Origin of the sequence: Phyllobacterium bourgognense (assembly GCF_003337575.1) — a bacterium.
GTDB classification, from domain to species: domain Bacteria; phylum Pseudomonadota; class Alphaproteobacteria; order Rhizobiales; family Rhizobiaceae; genus Phyllobacterium; species Phyllobacterium bourgognense.
Genome location: NZ_QPJM01000011.1, coordinates 45,311 through 62,035, shown reverse-complemented (window position 1 = coordinate 62,035; position 16,725 = coordinate 45,311). Strand labels below are relative to the sequence as shown.

Here is a 16,725-nt window from a genome sequence, read left to right as displayed (position 1 = left end):
TTGAGCTCCTGTCGAACTTCATATAATCAATCCAGAATGAAAAATAAATATCGCGATAAGAATTATCTTGACGTCCAATCCAGACTCTGCCAGCATAAATATATCGCGATAAGAGTTATCGCAATGACAGAGGAGCAAGTTATGACACGCAAGACCACGACCACCGTTGCCGCCATTGCCGCCATTGCAGCTGCTGCAGCATTGTCTGCCGCAATACCGGCAAGTGCCGCTGATATCATTCCTCAGAACCAGTCGGTCAGAAACGTCGTACTTGTTCATGGCGCTTTCGCAGACGGCTCGGGCTGGAAGGGTGTCTACGACATCCTCACGAAGCGTGGCTATCGCGTCACCATTGTCCAAAATCCTCTGACTTCTCTTGCGGACGACGTTGCCGCCACCAAACGTGCGCTGGAGCGGCAAGATGGACCAGTCATTCTCGTCGGGCATTCGTGGGGCGGCACAGTCATCACGGAAGCTGGTGTCGATGCAAAGGTCGCAGGGCTCGTTTATGTCTCCGCTCTCTCCCCCGATGCAGGCGAGACGACGGCTCAGCAATACGAGGGATTTGCTCCCGCATCGGAATTCGTCATCGAGACCACCAAGGATGGTTTCGGATATGTCAGCCCGGCAAAGTTCAAGGCCGGTTTTGCCCATGACGTCAGCGATGCCGATGCTGCGTTCATGAGGGACGCGCAGGTGCCGATCAACATGTCGGCGTTCGGGACGAAACTTGAAAACGCTGCCTGGCGCACCAAGCCGAGCTGGGCAGTCATCGCCACTGAAGACAAGGCATTTGATCAGGCAATGCTGATCCACATGGCAGAGCGCATCAAGGCAAAGGTTACCAAAGTGTCGGCAAGCCACGCCCTGTTCATGACACAGCCAAATGTCGTCGCAGCCACGATCGATGAGGCCGCGAAGGGCGGCGTAGCGGCGAAGAAATAGTGGGAGACCCAGCGCGGTCATCGGGACGGCCCCAATGTCCCGATGGCGCGAACCGCTGCTGCGACCCAGGTGGAGTAGGAGAGAAGCGGCCTATAACGGACCGACTGATCGCTGTATCAGATCAGCCGCGCACCTTCGTTTCAAGACTCTGCAGCACTCTCTTAGTTTTTGTTAAATCCTTTCATGGAGGTAATCATTTGACCCCGGATACTCATGACCAATACGCACCAGAAAGCTCACTCAACCCGCGGGGTAAAATTGGTGATGTTTTTGACTTCATCGTCTGCGGCTCTGGCTCCAGCGGCTCCGTTGTTGCTGCGCGACTGGCGGAAGATGGCAATGCAAGCGTTCTCCTGCTTGAGGCCGGGGGCGACGATGCGGCCGAGACTGTTTCAAACCCTGCGCAGTGGCCACTTAATCTTGGCACTAGCCGGGATTGGGGATTTGTCGGCGAACCGGCGTCTGGCCTGAATGGGCGACGTCTTCCTCTCAGCATGGGCAAGGGGCTTGGCGGTGGTTCGAGCATCAACGTCTTGGTATGGGCAAGAGGACATAAGGGCGATTGGGATCACTTTGCCGCTGAGGCCGGTGACGATGCATGGGGGTACCAGTCTATTCTCGGCTACTATCGCCGGATCGAAAATTGGCAGGGAGCACCGGACCCAGCCCGCCGAGGAGTGGGAGGTCCCGCCTACGTTGCGCAGCCACCGGCCCCCCAGCCAGTCGCAGAGGCTATGTTGCGTGCGGCATCCACGATCGGCATTCCTGTTTATGACAGCCCGAACGGTGAAATGATGGAGGGTCCGGGCGGCGCGTCGCTAGCTGAGCTGCGGATTCGGGATGGAAAGCGTGAATCCGTGTTTGGATCCTACGTCCGTCCGCTCCTGTCTCAGCCCAACCTGACAGTGCTTACAGATGCATTGGTCACACGCCTCATCTTCAATGGCAAGCGCGCGACGGGGGTCGAGGTCCTTGTCGATGGCCAGAGGCGCCAGTTCACGGCGCGTTGCGAAACGGTATTATCGCTTGGCGCAATCAACACGCCAAAAGTGTTGATGCAATCGGGTGTCGGCCCGGAGGATGAGCTGAAAGCCCATGGCATTCCTGTGGTTCAACACCTCCCTGGCGTTGGTCGTAATCATCAGGATCATATCGCCTTCGGCTGCACATGGGCATATCGAAAACCGGAAGCCGTAGGCGGGACCGGCTGCGAAGCAAAACTCTACTGGAAGAGCGACGCACGGCTTTCCCAACCGGATATTCTCCAGTGCCAATTGGAGTTTGCGGTACCATCGCCGATAGAAACAGGGCTTCAGACGCCGGAGCACGGCTGGACCATGTTCAACGGTCTCGCCCAGCCAAAAAGCCGCGGCCGGTTGCGGCTTTCTGGACCCGACCTAAACGATGCGATGCTGATCGAACCGAATTCTCTCAGTGAGCCGGAAGACATGGCTGCGGCCCTGGTTGCGGTGGAATTATGTCGCGAGCTCGGAAATAGCGATGCCTTCGCCCCCTTGGTAACATGCGAGACAGCTCCGGGCGCGCGCGATAGGTCAGGGATGATCGATTTTATCCGGCGGTCTGCGGTCACCTATTGGCATCAGACGAGCACAGCCAAGATGGGACGCGACAGCATGTCGGTGGTCGATAATGAACTCAAGGTCTACGGTGTGGATGGTCTTCGCATAGCCGACTCTTCGATTTTGCCGCGGATCACCACCGGCAATACGATGGCGCCTTGCGTCGTCATCGGAGAGCGGGCGGCCGATTTGATCCGGACATCTCATAGCCTCATGGTTTGAGCAGACGCATTGATCGATCCGTCTAAGGCTAGCTTTCAAAAGTACGGCGGCGCCTGCACAGGTGCGACCGTTGTTTAGCGGCCAGCGTGCCATAGGATGCCCAGTCCTATATGAATAACACGGACATTATCACGAGTATTCAGCGCTGAGCTATTTCGGCAATTTTCGGGTTGTGGGTTCATATCCGTTCAAGAGGCACTACGCAAAAAATTAACCAGTCATACGAACCGAGTAAGCAACAGACGCTTACAGGCCGAAAAAACCAGGCCGGGACACCAAGTTCCTAAGAAAGCCCCTCCTGCCAGGCCTGGCATACGGTCCCTACGCTAGGACGAAAACCCAGGCTGCGGGCGAGAGACGTGTCGACATGCACGTACCATGGATTTGCAAGAGGCTCGGAACTTGAATCCAACCGGGACCCCACCATGCCCGCGAGTTCGTAGATGGAGGTGGGCGCCTCGTCGGCCAAATTTACCACGTGCCGATCGAAGGCACCCTCCAGCGCCAGCATGACTGCTTGTGCGATGTCACGATGGTGGATCGTGCTCATGCGATGGGCCGGATGCCAGGTGCTGACGTGCTTGGGAAGAGATTCGAGATGTCCGTCACCATCGCCATAGACAAAGGGGAAGCGAAGGATTGACCAGTTCAGACCGCTTTCGCGCAGTTCCTTCTCCGCGGCCACCTTGCTTGCGGGATAGGCGTGCTGTGGATTGACCGGATCGTCTTCCCTTCCCGGATGGGGATTGTCCTTATTGTAGACATGGCTGGTGCTCGACATGATGAACCGCGCGCCGGGAGCATGGGCCTTTACGGCGGCAATCAGGTTGCGTGTCCCGTGGAGGTTGCTCTTCCAGATGAGATCGGTGTCTTGAGTACGAAACACGGCGGCCAGATGCACGATAGCGGAAACTCCGCGAACGACGTCTATCAGGCTTGAAGGCTCGAGAATATCGCCGGTCACGGCTTCGGTTGCCTCTGCGCACACCGTGCCCGCCCGGAGCAAGACACGGCAGAGAAAACCGGCCTCTGCCAGCCGCGGCAGAAGTCGCACGCCAACGAGCCCGGTGGCTCCGGTGATCAATACGGTCATTTACTCAATCCTTTCGCAACAGGGTCTGCAATCGTTCGGTCGCTGATTTGAGGACGCGGATGGTCGTGGCGAGATCAGCCTCGTCGATCCGGCCGAAGGCAGCGTCGTGAATGAAAGAAAGATCAGGAATTCTGCGCCACAGCGCCTCACCTGCGGCTGTCAGCGTCAGCAGACGTTGACGCTGATCGCCGCCATCCGAGGTCTGTGCGACCAAGTCCTTTCGGACGAGCGTGGCGATGATTCCGCTCAGGGTCGCCCTTTCGAGTTCGAGTGCACGGCCGAGGTCGCGCTGGACGGACGGGCCATTGTTGACGAGATACCAGAGAACATACCATTGCGTGGATCCCAGATCGAAGGGCCGCAGACGCTCGTCCATGAGGGCCCGGCCCGCGAAGTAACACCGCTTCGTCCATGCTCCCACCGAGAGATTTTTGGTGTCCGCCTGATCGCACATGGAAAAGTCCTGTCAATTCGTTCGCTACCATACGATAATCGCAAGGTAACGAACGAATGTCAAGGCTTGATACGGTTCGGTTTAGGGTTGGGTGGTCTCAGATTGCTGGACCAGAAAGCTGAACGGCGGTCTTCAACGAAGGCGATGCGATTGCGCGGGCAATCCAGGTGACCATCCGCGATGCGGCCATGGCCTTAAGGTGGTCCTCAGGGCGTCAGCATCGACCCGGTCGCGCCCGGTAGTGCCTGTCACGCCAACGATGTCATGGGGGGCCCCTATCGCCACCGCTTCACATGGTCGACGAGTGCACGCAGTTTCGGAGCGAGATTGCGCCGGCTGGGGTAATAAAGAAAAAAGCCGGCAAACGGAGGGCAATACTCCTGGAGGAGAGGGACCAACTGACCAGATTCGACATAGGGTTTGAACGTGTCTTCCATCCCGAAGGTGATGCCGCCGCCGGCACATGCTGTTCTGATCATAAGCCACATGTCGTTTGTGGTTATCTGGGGATCGACAGCCACGTCGAACTCGAATCCATGCTGGCCGAATTCCCAGCGATAGGGGGCGCTGTGTGGCGCTGGACGCCAGCCGATGCACCGATGGGCAGAAAGTTCGGAAGGATGCTCGGGCTTGCCGAAACGTTCAATGTAGGACGGGGCGGCGAAGGCGCCCTGACGCTGCTCGCCCGAGACCGGAATCGCAATCATATCCTGATCGATAACTTCGCCCAAACGTACCCCCGCGTCATAGCCTTCCGCGACAATGTCGAATTCCTCGTCCGTGACCGTCACGTCGACCAGAACGGCAGGAAATGTGTCCGCGAAACGCGCCAGGAGCGGCCCGGAGATGAACTGCTCGGCGATGGATGACACCGCCAGCCTCAACAGTCCACTCGGTGCGCTGTCGCGGTCCGCCGTGGCGTCGAGCGCCAGTCCGACTTCGGAAATAGCCGGCGCCACCCGCTGATACAGTCGTTGGCCGGCCTCCGTGAGACTGACGCTGCGCGTGGTGCGCTGGACGAGTGCGACACCCAGCCGATCTTCGAGACGGCGGATGGTCTGGCTGACGGCGGGCCTTGTGACGCCCAAATTCTCGGCGGCCACGCGAAAGCTCCGCGCCTCGGCGACTGCCAGGAAAACAGAAATGCCATTCAGATCGACTGCCATTGGTTAGAATTAGTTACCGCAGTGGTCATCATTGGGCAAGTTGTTCGCTCTCCTTGGCGCGTCTACCTTGGATCTCACAACCAGGAGATAGCGATATGACGCTTGATAACTACAAACTTCTCGGACGGTCGGGCTTGCGAGTTTCGCCTTTGAGCCTCGGAACGATGACCTTCGGTTCGGACTGGGGATGGGGCGCGGACGGCGATGAGGCCCGCCGCATTTTTGATCTCTATGTCGACCGGGGTGGCAACGTCGTCGACACGTCGGTAAATTATACCGACGGTGCCGCCGAGCGCCTGCTCGGGACATTCATCGGCGACAAGCGCGAGCGGATCGTCCTTGCAACGAAATTCACAATGGCGCGCGAACCGGGCAACCCGAACTCCGGAGGCAACCACCGCCTGAACATGGTGCGCTCCGTCGAGCAGAGCCTGACGCAGCTCGACACCGATCGCATCGACCTCCTTTATCTCCATGCATGGGACATGACGACCCGGCCGGACGAGGTCATGCGAGCGCTCGACGACCTCGTTCGGTCCGGTAAAGTGCTCTATCTCGGCATCTGCAACACACCCGCATGGCGGGTTGCACAGATGCAAACGCTCGCAGACATCCGCGGCTTTTCTCCTTTCGTGGCGCTGCAGATCGAATACAGCCTCGTGGAGCGGACCGTCGAGCACGAGCTTCTGCCTGCGGCTGCGGCTTTGGGCCTCGGGGTGCTTCCGTGGTCGCCGCTCGGCGGTGGCGTGCTCACGGGCAAATACTCCCTTGCCGACGTCGAGGATTCGCAGGAGGCGACGGTGTCTGCCAGCCGGAAAGGTGTCATAGCTTCGTCCGGGCATCTGAACCAACGTGCGATCGAGATTGCGCACGAGGTTCGAGCCGTCGCGGTGGAGGCCAACTCGACGCCATCGCGGGTGGCGCTTGCCTGGACACTGACCAATCCGAGCGTCGTCTCTCCCATCATCGGCGCCCGCACGCTCGCCCAGGCCGAGGACAATCTCGGAGCTCTGGATCTGGTGCTTGCACCGGAACAACTGGATCGACTGAACCGGATCAGCGCACCGAGTCCCATCTTTCCCACTCGCTTTACGCAACGCCCCCTCGTCCAGCAACTGATATTCGGCGGCGCCGCTGTCGAACGCCGGGACTGACCGTTCAAACGACGTGACGCCTCTCGACGGTGGACGATCTTCATTGCCGGTCGATAGGCACCAACAAGCCCTCAACAACCAGGAAAGGACCGATACCATGACCATTCTTCCGACACGCAGGCGGGTCGCCGGCGCGAGCCGAACAGCTCTGATCACACTGGCATTGCTCTCGCTCGCCCTGCCGGGCGCAGCCATTGCCACCACCGCGGCAACGCAGGTGCAGGCTCCGGACAGTGCCGCGATCGAACGACAGAACAGGGCGATCGTTGAAGCCGCCTTCGAAAAATGGCGCGGAGGTACCTACGTCTTCGCGGCACTTCTCGCCCCCGACGTCGTCTGGACGATCCATGGCTCCGGGCCGGTTGCCGGCACCTATCGCAACCAGAAGGATTTTATCGAACAGGCATCACGTCCCCTGACCAGCCGCCTTGCGACGCCGGTCGTGCCGGAGGTGCATGACATCTTTGCCGACGGCGATACGATCATCATCCGCTTCGACGGAACGGCGACCACGACGTCGGGCGCGCCTTATCGCAACCAGTTTGTCTGGATATTCAAGATGAAGGACGGCCTCGTCGTCAATGCGGAGGCCTTCCTGGACCTCGTTGCCTATCAGCAGGTCGTCGACAACAACGCCCAGCGTTCCCAATGACCGACGCCTGCGGTTTCGGCAGAACTGAGTGTCTGCCGAACCGACATCGCGCGCCCCTGCGCGATCGCCTTCAAACCGAGAACAGCAACGCTTAACGGAGCTCGACCATGCGACAGGCATTTGCAGCACTCATCACAGCGGCCACGCTTTCGATCCAACCCGCAGAAGCACAGGAGACCAATTTGCAGCCGAACCATCCCTATGTTGGCATGTGGGTCACTGACGACAACCGTGTTCGCCATGAACTTCTGCCGAACGGACGTTATGTCGAGGCCCGCGGCCAGCGCGAGCGAGCCTATGAAGGCCGCTACGAAGTCGACGGGACGCATATCGAGTACTGGGACGACACGGGTTTCACTGCCGACGGCGATTTCGTCGATGCCAATACCTTGCACCATGGCGGCATGATCTTGCGCCGAAAGTCAGCGATGCCCTGACATACCAGAGGGCATTCGCGATGCGAAAACAGCTCGAAGCGAGGGTGCCGCAGGTCTTCCTCATCCATCCGACAGCGTCGGATGCCATTCACCGTCGCCCCGTCATCGTGTTCTGTCCACCTCTCGCAAGAGGTCGATGAAGGCCCGAAGCGGGGATGGGACGTGCCGGCTGCGCGGGTAATAGAGGGCCAGACCAGGCATCGGCGGGCACCAGTCATCAAGCACGGTCACCAGCAGGCCGGACCCCAGAAACGGCTGGGCGAAGTATTCCGGGACATAGGCGATACCGCGCCCGTCCGCCGCCGCCTGCACGAGAAGATCATTGTCATCGAGTGTGAGGTTGCCCGGCACATCGATCGCGACGTCGGCGCCGCGTTTGGAAAACTCCCAGCGATAGCGCTTTCCGCTCGGCAAACGTTGGCGGACGCAGCAATGCGCATGAAGATCGTCGGGCGTGTGCGGTCTTGCTTTCCCGTCCAGATAGGAAGGCGCCGCCACGGCGATGAAACGCACGTCGCCACCGAGCTTTACCGCGACCATGTCTTTCGGGACGGTTTCCAGCAGGCGTATGCCGGCATCGAAACCCTGTTCCACGATATCGACGAGCCGACCTTCCGAAACAAGATCAAGCTCGACGTCGGGATAGAGATCCAGAAAGCGCGGCACGACCTTTGCGAGGAGAATGCGCGCGCCGCTCTTGTTTGCATTGATCCGCAGTGTGCCGCTCGGGGTGCCGCGTTCCTCCGACAAGGTATCAAGCGCCTGATCGAGTTCCTGAAGAACCGGGTCGAGCCGCGCGAGCAGGCGTGCGCCAGCCTGGGTCAGCGATACGCTGCGTGTCGTCCGGTTGAAGAGCCGCACGCCCAGCTTTGCCTCCAGAGCGATGATCGCGTGGCTGAGAGCCGAGCGCGAAACGCCCATGATGTCGGCCGCTCTGCGAAAGCTCTGGTGACTGGCCACCGCCGCAAAGGCGGCAAGATCGTTCAAACTGGGGCGTATCATTCGTGAAATATCCTCACCATCTCATTTCAGATTGAAGACCTTATATCACCAATGGTGATGGTTTACATTCGTATGAGCAAAACAGGAGTTTACATGCCAAAGACTTGGTTCATCACCGGCGCTTCCTCGGGGCTTGGCCTTGAGATGACGCAACAGCTGCTCATCCAGGGACACAAGGTGGTCGCAACAAACCGCCGCCCAGGGGTGCTGGCGAAACTTGCGCAGGAATACGGCGATCGTCTCGATATCGTTCAGTTCGATCTGGCCGAACCGGAGAGCATTGCCTCGACCGTTAACGGCACGTTCCAACGACACGACCGGATCGACGTGATCGTCAGCAATGCGGGCTATGGCCTGTTCGGTGCTGCGGAAGAGCTCACAAACGAAGAGATTGACCGGCAAATCGCCACCAACCTTACCGGATCCATCCATCTGATCCGTGCAACTCTGCCCCTTCTTCGAAAGCAAGGCGGCGGGCGGATCGTCCAGGTCTCGTCCGAAGGAGGGCAGATCACCCATCCGGGCTTCAGCCTCTATCACGCAACCAAGTGGGGTATCGAAGGCTTCGTCGAATCCGTCGCACAGGAAGTGGCTCCCTTCGGCATCGACTTCATTATCGCCGAGCCGGGACCGACCGGCACGAATTTCGGAGCCAATCTCGTCCGCGCGAAACCGATGGATGCCTACGATGAAACCCCTGCCGGCGCCGTCCGCCGGGCGATCACTGAGGGCAGCTTCGAGATCAAGGGAGATGCGGCGCGCACCGTAGCCGCAATCATATCAGCCGCCGAGAGCGAAACACCGCCATTGCGGCTGGCGCTGGGCAGCACGGCCTATTCCTCCATCTCACAGGCGCTTTCCGCACGCCTCGCTGCCCTTGAGGCGCAGCGGGGAGTGGCGAATTCCGCCGACAGGCAGGATCTGTGAACCGCGCGAGAGCGGCCTGGAAACACAGACCTAAGGAACAGGAAAGGAAACAACATGTCCATTCGACCAATCATATTGGCCTTCGCCCTTAGCTTTTCATCTTCTGCCTTTGCGCAGACCGCCGCACAAAACCAGGTAGTGGGCACTTGGCGGATGATTTCGGCGACGATCGATCCCGGCGGCAAAAATATTCCCGCCTATGGAGAAAACCCCGACGGTCTTCTCGTCTTCACCCCCGACATGCATTTCGTTGAAGTTCTTACCGATGCCGACATTCCTCGGTTTGCTTCTAACGCTCGCGGTGAGGGAACGGATGATGAAAATCGCATGGCCATGTCACGCAGTATCGGTTTTTTCGGAACCTACACCGTTGATGAGAAGGGCGAATTCAGTGGAAACCGTGTCGAAGGGGCGACATTTCCGAACTGGGTTGGCAGTGTGCGAACGCGTGATGATCTGAGGCTGGTGGTTGACGGCGACCGCATGACCGAACAATTCCGCAGGCCGGAAGGCACTGAAATCAGGATCGAATTTCAGCGCGTCAAATGAGGCGCGTAAGGGCGGTCTACTGCTTAAGTTCTCGACCTTGCCGAGCCTCAGCCCTTCGACGATGACCAAAATAAAGTTGAGTTATCCGGAGGCAAGAGCCATGCGTTTCAATTGTCGTTCCATGTTCAGGGCAGGAGCCGCAACTGCGCTGGCCTTTTCAACACCTCAGATCATGACACGCGCTGCCCTTGCGGCCGCTCCACCGAAATTGGAAATCATCAACACCGGTTTTTACCGCTTCATGCTGGGTGAATTTGAGATCACCGTCGTTCTCGATGGCATGCGTGTATTCGATGGGCCACATCCAACCTTCGGCGCGGATCGGGATGCCGGCAAGGTCCAGTCTCTGATGGAGGCCAACTTTTTGCCGTCGGATCGGATGATCGGGCAATTCAACCCGGTGCTTGTAAACACGGGGACGGACCTCATCCTCTTCGACACCGGCAACGGGCCGGAGGGCAGGGAGTTCGGCACCCGGCAATTGGCGAGCCGCATCGCGGCATCGGGTTATGCGTCGTCCGATGTGACAATCGTGGCGATTTCTCATCTGCATGCCGATCGCAGCAACGGGCCCATGGACGGCGATCGTCCAGCGTTCAGCCAGGCACGATATGTCGTTGGCCAAGCCGAATGGGCCTTCTGGACTTCAACTGATTTTACAGGAACGCCGGCCGCCATGCATGCGGCGGCTATTCAGAGAAAGGTCCTGCCTCTCAGGGAGAAATTGGCCTTCATCAGCGCCGCTGCATCGATTGCGCCGGGCGTGACAAGCATGGTGGCCGCCGGACCCACACCCGGTCACATGGCGTTCCTACTGGAACCGGCAGGGCGCAGCCTGCTGCTGACCGGCGATACGGCAACCATTTTGTTGCTTCCCGGCAAACCGGATTGGGAAGTTTATTTCCACATGGACAAAGGCGCCGCTGCCAGCAGTCGCAGAAGGATATTCGATATGCTGGCTGCCGAGAAAATCCCGTTTATCGGCTATCACATGCCTCATCCGTCGGCCGGCTATGTCGAGACGTTGGATACGGGCTTTCGCTTCGTGCCGGTGAGCTATCAATTCCTGATCTGACGCCCGCCGGGACGGCGTCAGTCCCTGGCCTGCCAATCGTAGCTCCTCATGTAATCAAGAAACGCACGCATGGCGGCGCTCGGAAGGCGGCGGCTGGGGTAGTATAAAAACCAGTGTGGCAAGGTGGGGCTCCAGTCAGAGAGAAGTTCTACCAGCCGGCCGCTTTGGACATATGGTTTGGCGTAGTCGTCGAAGACATGGGCGATTCCTCTGCCCGCCAGTGCAGCTTGCAGTTCGTTGTGCGCAGAACTGACCGTCAGGCGGCCCGTTGGAGTGACTTCGATGTTTTCGCTTCCCTCGGCAAACCGCCAGGTGACGAGGGCGCCACCGGGGAAACGACGTCTTATACAGTCGTGTCCAACGAGTTCGTGCGGCGTCTGCGGCTGCCCGCACCTCTCGATATAGTCAGGTGAAGCTACGATTACATAACGAAGTGCGGGTCCAAGCGGCAGCGCAATCATGTCCTGCGCCAGCTGCTTGCCGAACCTGACGCCGGCGTCGAAACCTTGTCCCACGATATCGATGACCGCCGCATCGCTGATGATCTCGATCTTCACCTCGCGATAGGCATCCATAAAATCGAACGCCAGCGGGCAGAGAAAATGATCGACAGCCGGTGCCGGCGCGTTGATCCTGAGAGTTCCGGATGGGCTATCGCGCAATTCATCGACCTCTGCGATCGCGAGCCTGATGTCGCTCAACGCAGGCGCCAGACGTTCAAGAAGGCGCTGTCCTGCCTCCGTAGGAAACACGCTCCTCGTCGTTCGATTGAGGAGCCGGATGCCGAGGGCCTCCTCCAGGGTGTTCATCGTCTGGCTCAAGGCAGATGAAGAGACCCCTCGCTCGAGTGCTGCTGCACGAAAACCGCCACAGCGCACGATGGCCACGAATACATCGAAGCTGTCCAGTCGGATCGAATCCATTGAGAAGTATTTCTAATCAAGGTGATAAACTTAACGCAGCTTATCAGATCAATCGGCCCATGTCATGCTTAGCCCGGAGCTTAATGCCGCCCGATCTGCTTCCTTTGCCGGGCACTTCGACCCGTCAAACCGCTGAAGCAAAAGAGTGTCCAATGCAGAAGGAAAGACCGATGAATGCCTTCACTCTCAGCCGACGCGCTATCATGCTGTCCGCTGTCGCGGGCGCATCAAGTATGTTCATCCCAAGCCTGGGTGCCTCTGGCAGCGCCAAGGCCCAGGCCGCGTCCTCGGTGACCGGCAATGCTGGTCACTACCGTTTCCGCGTCGGCGAAATAAGTGCGACTGTCTTGAGCGACGGCGTGATCGGTGGCCCGCCCCGCGTCTATGCAAGCGACGCACCCGAGGCTGAGCTTCAGGAGGTCCTGCGCGAAGCATTTCTGCCGACCGACCACATGACGCTCAACCTCAACACGCTGCTGATCGAGACCGGCGGCCGGCGGATTCTGATCGAGGCTGGAGCCGGCAAGACCATGGGCCCGAATGGCGGGCGCATCTTCGATAACCTCGCGGCGATCGGTATAGAACCTGTGGACATTGACATGATCGTCATCTCCCACACCCACCCCGACCATGTCGGCAATCTAAGAACCGCAGACGGCGGCAAGGCCTTTCCCCGCGCCACTGTTTTCGTTCCGAAGGCAGACTGGGATTTCTTCGTCCGAACCGATCCGGACCTCTCTTACATGCCGGTCCCGGAGGAATTCCGTATGCGCTTTGTGGCAAACATCAAGAACAGCCTCGCGCCATTTATGAACGATGTCGAGCTTTATGAAGCCGGCGCCGAGATCGTGCCGGGTCTGACGACGATCGTCGCATCCGGTCACACGCCGGGCATGGCGACCTTCCTTGTCCATTCCGGGAACGACCAGTTGCTGCTGACGGCAGACCTTGCCTATCACCCTGTTGTCAACGTCGACAATCCGTGGCTGCCGGGACCCGACCGCGACAAGGAGACGGCTCTCTCCTCACGCCGTCGCATTTTCGACAGGGCGGCTGCCGAGCGAATGCCCGTGCTTGGCTTCCACTATCCCTTCCCCGGTCTCGGCCGGATGCTGAAGACCGACGGCGGCTACGCCTGGGTACCCGCCAACTGGCAGTTCTGACGGTCAAGGAAAAAAGGAGAGATCTCATGGACCAGTCAAAAATCAACAGACGCGGTTTCCTCGGCACGATGGGCGCGGCGGCAACAGGGCTGGCACTCGCCACCAACGCTACGGCGCAGACCCGGGGACGAATGCTGCGTCGCCAGCCACTGGATCAAGCCCGGACGTACTGACCCGCACCTTGCCACGTACCGGCGAAAGGGTTACAGCCCTGGGGCTCGGCACTTTCCTGACGTTCGACCTGAAGCCGGGGGATCGCCGCGACGCTCTGCGCCAGGTCTTCGAACGGTACGTGGCCGCAGGCGGCGGCGTGGTCGATACGTCGCCCCTCTACGGCTCGGCGGAAGTCAGTGTCGGCCAGTTCATGGGAGAGTTTCAAGGATCCGACGAGATGTTCCTCGCCAACAAGGTCTGGTCGACAGGAGAGTATCTCGGAGACGAAAGCCACGCCGTTGAAAGCTTCCGGCAATCGCGCATGCGGACATGGCGTGAAACGATCAATCTCATGCAATGCCACAGCATTACCAACGCGCCGGTCGTCATTCCGTTGATGAAGGCATGGAAGAAGGAAGGCCTCATACGCCATGTCGGCGTGACCCATCACGAGTCGGCGGCGCAGGACCAGTTGCTGGCGATCGTTCAACGCAACGATGTCGATTTCATCCAGACGAATTACTCGATCTTCAACCGGGATGCCGAGCGCCGCCTTCTTCCGGCGGCGGCCGACAAGGGCGTCGGTGTACTCATCAACCTGCCGCTCGAAAAGGCCCGCCTGATGAAGGTGGTCGAGGGGCAGCCGCTCCCCGGCTTTGCGCAGGAGTTCGGGGCGACGAGTTGGGCGCAGTTCTTCCTGAAATGGGTCATGGCGCACCCGGCCGTCACAAGCGTGCTCTGCGGCACTTCCAACCCCGACCACATGAGTGATAATGTCCAGGCGATGACAGGCTCGCTTCCGGAAGAGCGCATGCGCGCCCGCATGCTTGCACATATGGAAACGATTCCCGGCTTCGGCTCCATCGGCACGATGCCCTGGTATCCCGGCAAAGAGAATATGTATTCCGGCCTTATCCGGGAGGCGCAGGCGAATGCGGCACAGCGCCTGCGGTAAGGCCCCTCGACTACCTCGTAGTCACCGTAGAACAAATCACTGGGAGACTGACTTTGCCCTCCACCAGACGTTCGCTTCTGACGGCCTTTCTGACGCTGCCTCTCATCGACGTGGCGAGAATGAAGGCGTCTGCGCAGGCCGCTCCCGACCTGTCGCTGACCCTTGCATGTGACGATGGAGACGAACTAACCCTCGAACGGGAAGCCGGCCCCTTCTTCAGGCCTAACTCCCCGCTCGAACGCGATCTCTATCCCTACGCGCCCGGAGGCGAGCGAATAACGCTCGCCGGTTCCGTGCTCGACAATCGCTGCCGGCCTCTTGGCGGCAGCCTCGTCGAGATTTGGCATGCGGACGAAAACGGCGACTATGACAGCGTGGGTTTCCGCCTGCGGGGCCACCAGTTCACCGACGCCCAAGGGCGCTGGTGGTTCAACACCATCGTGCCCGCGCTTTATCCCGGCCGAACGCGTCATTTCCATTTCAAGGTCCAACGCCCCGGTGGGCGCGTCCTCACCACGCAACTCTACTTTCCCGCAGAGGCCAGAAATGCCGGAGACAGGCTGTTTCACGAGACACTTCTTCTTGACCTGAGGAAAACGGATGACGGACAATTTGGGCAGTACGACTTCGTGGTTTAGGTCGTGGCCCACTGTTTGAACATAGGTCTGGGCGCTAGTCAGATACGTTGCCCACCCGCGGCCCTCCCGACCGGAATGGAATGCTCACCGTCGGCGCACAAATCGGATCATCGGTGCGACCGCAATCCCTGCTCGCGCTTAGTGAAGGAACCGGGCGTCGTAGTCTGCACAACCGGGATCAGTCGCAGGCGGGCCAATGTGAAGGCCAGGCCTATAGGAGTCTACAAGCGTACCAAGTGTGTCAACGTCGGCGCCATCTCTTGCCTGTACCGCCATCCCTTGCACAACGGCCATGTAAAACCTTGCCAGTGCTAAGTTGTCGGCCTCTCCCGGAACGTCGCCATTCTCCTTCGCAACATCGAGAAGAGCAACGAATTGCGCCAGAGCTTCGGCGCGAGCAGCCCTTGTCGCTTGGGCCACGCCGTGTGCATCTGGGGGCCGCATTGAAGCGCGCCGATCACGATCATGCAGCCCCGCCCGGTCTCTGACGCGGTGAAGCGGACAGCAGATGCGCGCAGAAACGCTTCCATCATTCCGAACAGGCGGGTTGTCCGAGAGAGCTGGCGCGCTTATGCGAGCTTCCCGTCGCTGGTAATGGCAAAGGGCTTTACAATACAGCTCCTCCTTCGACCCGAATGCTGAATAGATCGTGGGCGCGGTTATCTGCCTCCCTGTCGGCGATGTCAGCTTGAAGGGGGAGCGCTGTGGCATAAGGATTGATTGATAGCGCGTGTCATCCTGGCCGCGATGAGGAGACGCGCCGCGACGCCGTTCGATCGATGGGCGGGAAGCTACTTTTCCCTCCGACCTTGACGTCTGCTTGCCAACCAAATCAGGCGTTGAAGCCGGCGTCTACACTGAGAACTGCGCCTGTAATCAGACTTGCAGCCGGACCTGCCAGAAACGCGACCGCGCTGGCAACTTCACGGGGTTCGCCAAATCGGCCGAGCGATGTGAGGCTCCGCTGATAATCGGCATTCTCGCCATTGGCCGGGTTCATCTCCGTGTCGGTTGAACCGGGGAGAACGAGATTGACGGTGATGCCTTGAGGCCCGAGTTCGCGCGAAAGGCCTCGCGTGAGCGACAGAAGTGCTGACTTCGACATGGCGTAAGCCGTGACACCCGGGAAAGGCACACGCTCTGCCAGGGAGGAGCCGATAGAGATGATCCGGCCCTCCGATGAGAGATGCGGGATCGCCGCCTGTGCGAACAGGAGGGGCGCGCGAACGTTCACATCAAGCATGGCCTGCAGGTCGGCGAGTGCCAGATCCGCAGTCATGCCGGCGGTTCCGATGCCTGCGCTGTTGACCAGAATATCAAGCCCACCAAGTGTTTCGACCGTCAGGCTGACGGCGCGACGGATGGCGTCCGGATCGGCACTGTCGGCCTGGATGGCAAGCCCGCGCCGGCCTTTTTCTTCGATAGTCCGAACCACCGATGCAGCCCGGTCTACCGAGCGCCGATAGGTTAGTGCGACATCGGCGCCCTTTTCGGCCAGCGCAGTGGCGATCGCGGCCCCTATTCCGCGGGAGCCGCCGTTCACCAAGGCCCGCTTTCCAAGCAATTCCATAATCTTTCCTTTTATGCAGTGATCGATGTATAAATCGGTAGGCCCATTGCAAACCGCCGTCAACTGA

General features: G+C 59.5%; 17 protein-coding genes and 1 pseudogene. 11 read left to right on the top strand and 7 right to left on the bottom strand.

From position 1 onward, the window contains the following. The first annotated feature begins 141 nt into the window (after positions 1 to 141). Positions 142 to 945: an alpha/beta fold hydrolase gene (locus tag C7476_RS18205; protein ID WP_114431300.1), complete on the top strand. Its 804-nt coding sequence runs from the start codon at positions 142 to 144 to the stop codon at positions 943 to 945. 197 nt (positions 946 to 1,142) lie between these two features. Then, entirely contained in the window at positions 1,143 to 2,747 is a 1,605-nt protein-coding gene (locus C7476_RS18200) for a GMC family oxidoreductase (protein WP_114431299.1), read from the top strand. Positions 2,748 to 3,030: 283 nt separating this feature from the next. On the opposite strand, the gene C7476_RS18195 is transcribed toward C7476_RS18200, so the two are convergent. From C7476_RS18195 to C7476_RS18185, 3 genes are all read right to left on the bottom strand, one after another. Continuing rightward, on the bottom strand, positions 3,031 to 3,840 hold the full coding sequence (locus tag C7476_RS18195) for an NAD-dependent epimerase/dehydratase family protein (protein WP_114431298.1): 810 nt from the start codon (positions 3,838 to 3,840) through the stop codon (positions 3,031 to 3,033). A 4-nt stretch (positions 3,841 to 3,844) separates the two neighbouring features. Further along, positions 3,845 to 4,294 carry a MarR family winged helix-turn-helix transcriptional regulator gene (locus C7476_RS18190; RefSeq protein ID WP_114431297.1) on the bottom strand — a complete coding sequence of 150 codons (450 nt, stop codon included), beginning with the start codon at positions 4,292 to 4,294 and terminating at the stop codon, positions 3,845 to 3,847. Positions 4,295 to 4,569: 275 nt separating this feature from the next. Next, entirely contained in the window at positions 4,570 to 5,460 is an 891-nt protein-coding gene (locus C7476_RS18185; protein ID WP_114431296.1) for a LysR family transcriptional regulator, read from the bottom strand. 95 nt (positions 5,461 to 5,555) lie between these two features. On the opposite strand from C7476_RS18185, the gene C7476_RS18180 reads away from it, so the two are divergent. The 3 genes from C7476_RS18180 to C7476_RS18170 all read left to right on the top strand — a co-directional run bounded on the left by C7476_RS18180 (position 5,556) and on the right by C7476_RS18170 (position 7,703). Then, positions 5,556 to 6,614, top strand: a complete 1,059-nt coding sequence (locus C7476_RS18180; protein WP_114431295.1) for an aldo/keto reductase — start codon at positions 5,556 to 5,558, stop codon at positions 6,612 to 6,614. 97 nt (positions 6,615 to 6,711) lie between these two features. Then, a complete protein-coding gene (locus tag C7476_RS18175; protein ID WP_114431294.1) occupies positions 6,712 to 7,266 on the top strand; it encodes a nuclear transport factor 2 family protein in 555 nt (184 codons plus the stop codon). A 107-nt stretch (positions 7,267 to 7,373) separates the two neighbouring features. Then, a complete protein-coding gene (locus C7476_RS18170; protein WP_114431293.1) occupies positions 7,374 to 7,703 on the top strand; it encodes an Atu4866 domain-containing protein in 330 nt (109 codons plus the stop codon). Positions 7,704 to 7,805: 102 nt separating this feature from the next. Here C7476_RS18170 and C7476_RS18165 read toward each other — a convergent pair whose 3' ends face one another. Beyond that, a complete protein-coding gene (locus C7476_RS18165; RefSeq protein ID WP_114431292.1) occupies positions 7,806 to 8,705 on the bottom strand; it encodes a LysR family transcriptional regulator in 900 nt (299 codons plus the stop codon). Between the two features lie 93 nt (positions 8,706 to 8,798). On the opposite strand from C7476_RS18165, the gene C7476_RS18160 reads away from it, so the two are divergent. The 3 genes from C7476_RS18160 (at position 8,799) to C7476_RS18150 (ending at position 11,256) form a co-directional block, all read left to right on the top strand. After that, positions 8,799 to 9,632 carry an SDR family oxidoreductase gene (locus C7476_RS18160; RefSeq protein ID WP_114431401.1) on the top strand — a complete coding sequence of 278 codons (834 nt, stop codon included), beginning with the start codon at positions 8,799 to 8,801 and terminating at the stop codon, positions 9,630 to 9,632. A gap of 54 nt (positions 9,633 to 9,686) precedes the next feature. Continuing rightward, complete coding sequence (locus C7476_RS18155; protein WP_114431291.1) at positions 9,687 to 10,181, top strand: lipocalin-like domain-containing protein; 495 nt, start codon at positions 9,687 to 9,689, stop codon at positions 10,179 to 10,181. 100 nt (positions 10,182 to 10,281) lie between these two features. Beyond that, a complete protein-coding gene (locus tag C7476_RS18150) occupies positions 10,282 to 11,256 on the top strand; it encodes an MBL fold metallo-hydrolase (RefSeq protein ID WP_114431290.1) in 975 nt (324 codons plus the stop codon). Positions 11,257 to 11,273: 17 nt separating this feature from the next. On the opposite strand, the gene C7476_RS18145 is transcribed toward C7476_RS18150, so the two are convergent. Beyond that, entirely contained in the window at positions 11,274 to 12,179 is a 906-nt protein-coding gene (locus C7476_RS18145; protein ID WP_114431289.1) for a LysR family transcriptional regulator, read from the bottom strand. 170 nt (positions 12,180 to 12,349) lie between these two features. Here C7476_RS18145 and C7476_RS18140 point away from each other — a divergent pair, with 170 nt between their 5' ends. From C7476_RS18140 to C7476_RS18130, 3 genes and pseudogenes are all read left to right on the top strand, one after another. After that, positions 12,350 to 13,342, top strand: a complete 993-nt coding sequence (locus C7476_RS18140; RefSeq protein ID WP_114431400.1) for an MBL fold metallo-hydrolase — start codon at positions 12,350 to 12,352, stop codon at positions 13,340 to 13,342. A gap of 26 nt (positions 13,343 to 13,368) precedes the next feature. Then, positions 13,369 to 14,450: pseudogene (locus C7476_RS18135) on the top strand (aldo/keto reductase). 53 nt (positions 14,451 to 14,503) lie between these two features. After that, positions 14,504 to 15,088, top strand: a complete 585-nt coding sequence (locus tag C7476_RS18130) for a dioxygenase family protein (protein WP_114431288.1) — start codon at positions 14,504 to 14,506, stop codon at positions 15,086 to 15,088. Between the two features lie 138 nt (positions 15,089 to 15,226). On the opposite strand, the gene C7476_RS18125 is transcribed toward C7476_RS18130, so the two are convergent. Together C7476_RS18125 and C7476_RS18120 are read right to left on the bottom strand one after the other, a co-directional pair. Beyond that, the gene (locus tag C7476_RS18125) at positions 15,227 to 15,532 is read right to left on the bottom strand and encodes a hypothetical protein (protein WP_114431287.1); all 306 of its coding nucleotides are present in this window, start codon (positions 15,530 to 15,532) and stop codon (positions 15,227 to 15,229) included. Positions 15,533 to 15,920: 388 nt separating this feature from the next. Further along, on the bottom strand, positions 15,921 to 16,661 hold the full coding sequence (locus tag C7476_RS18120; RefSeq protein WP_181872514.1) for an SDR family NAD(P)-dependent oxidoreductase: 741 nt from the start codon (positions 16,659 to 16,661) through the stop codon (positions 15,921 to 15,923). Positions 16,662 to 16,725: the final 64 nt, after the last annotated feature.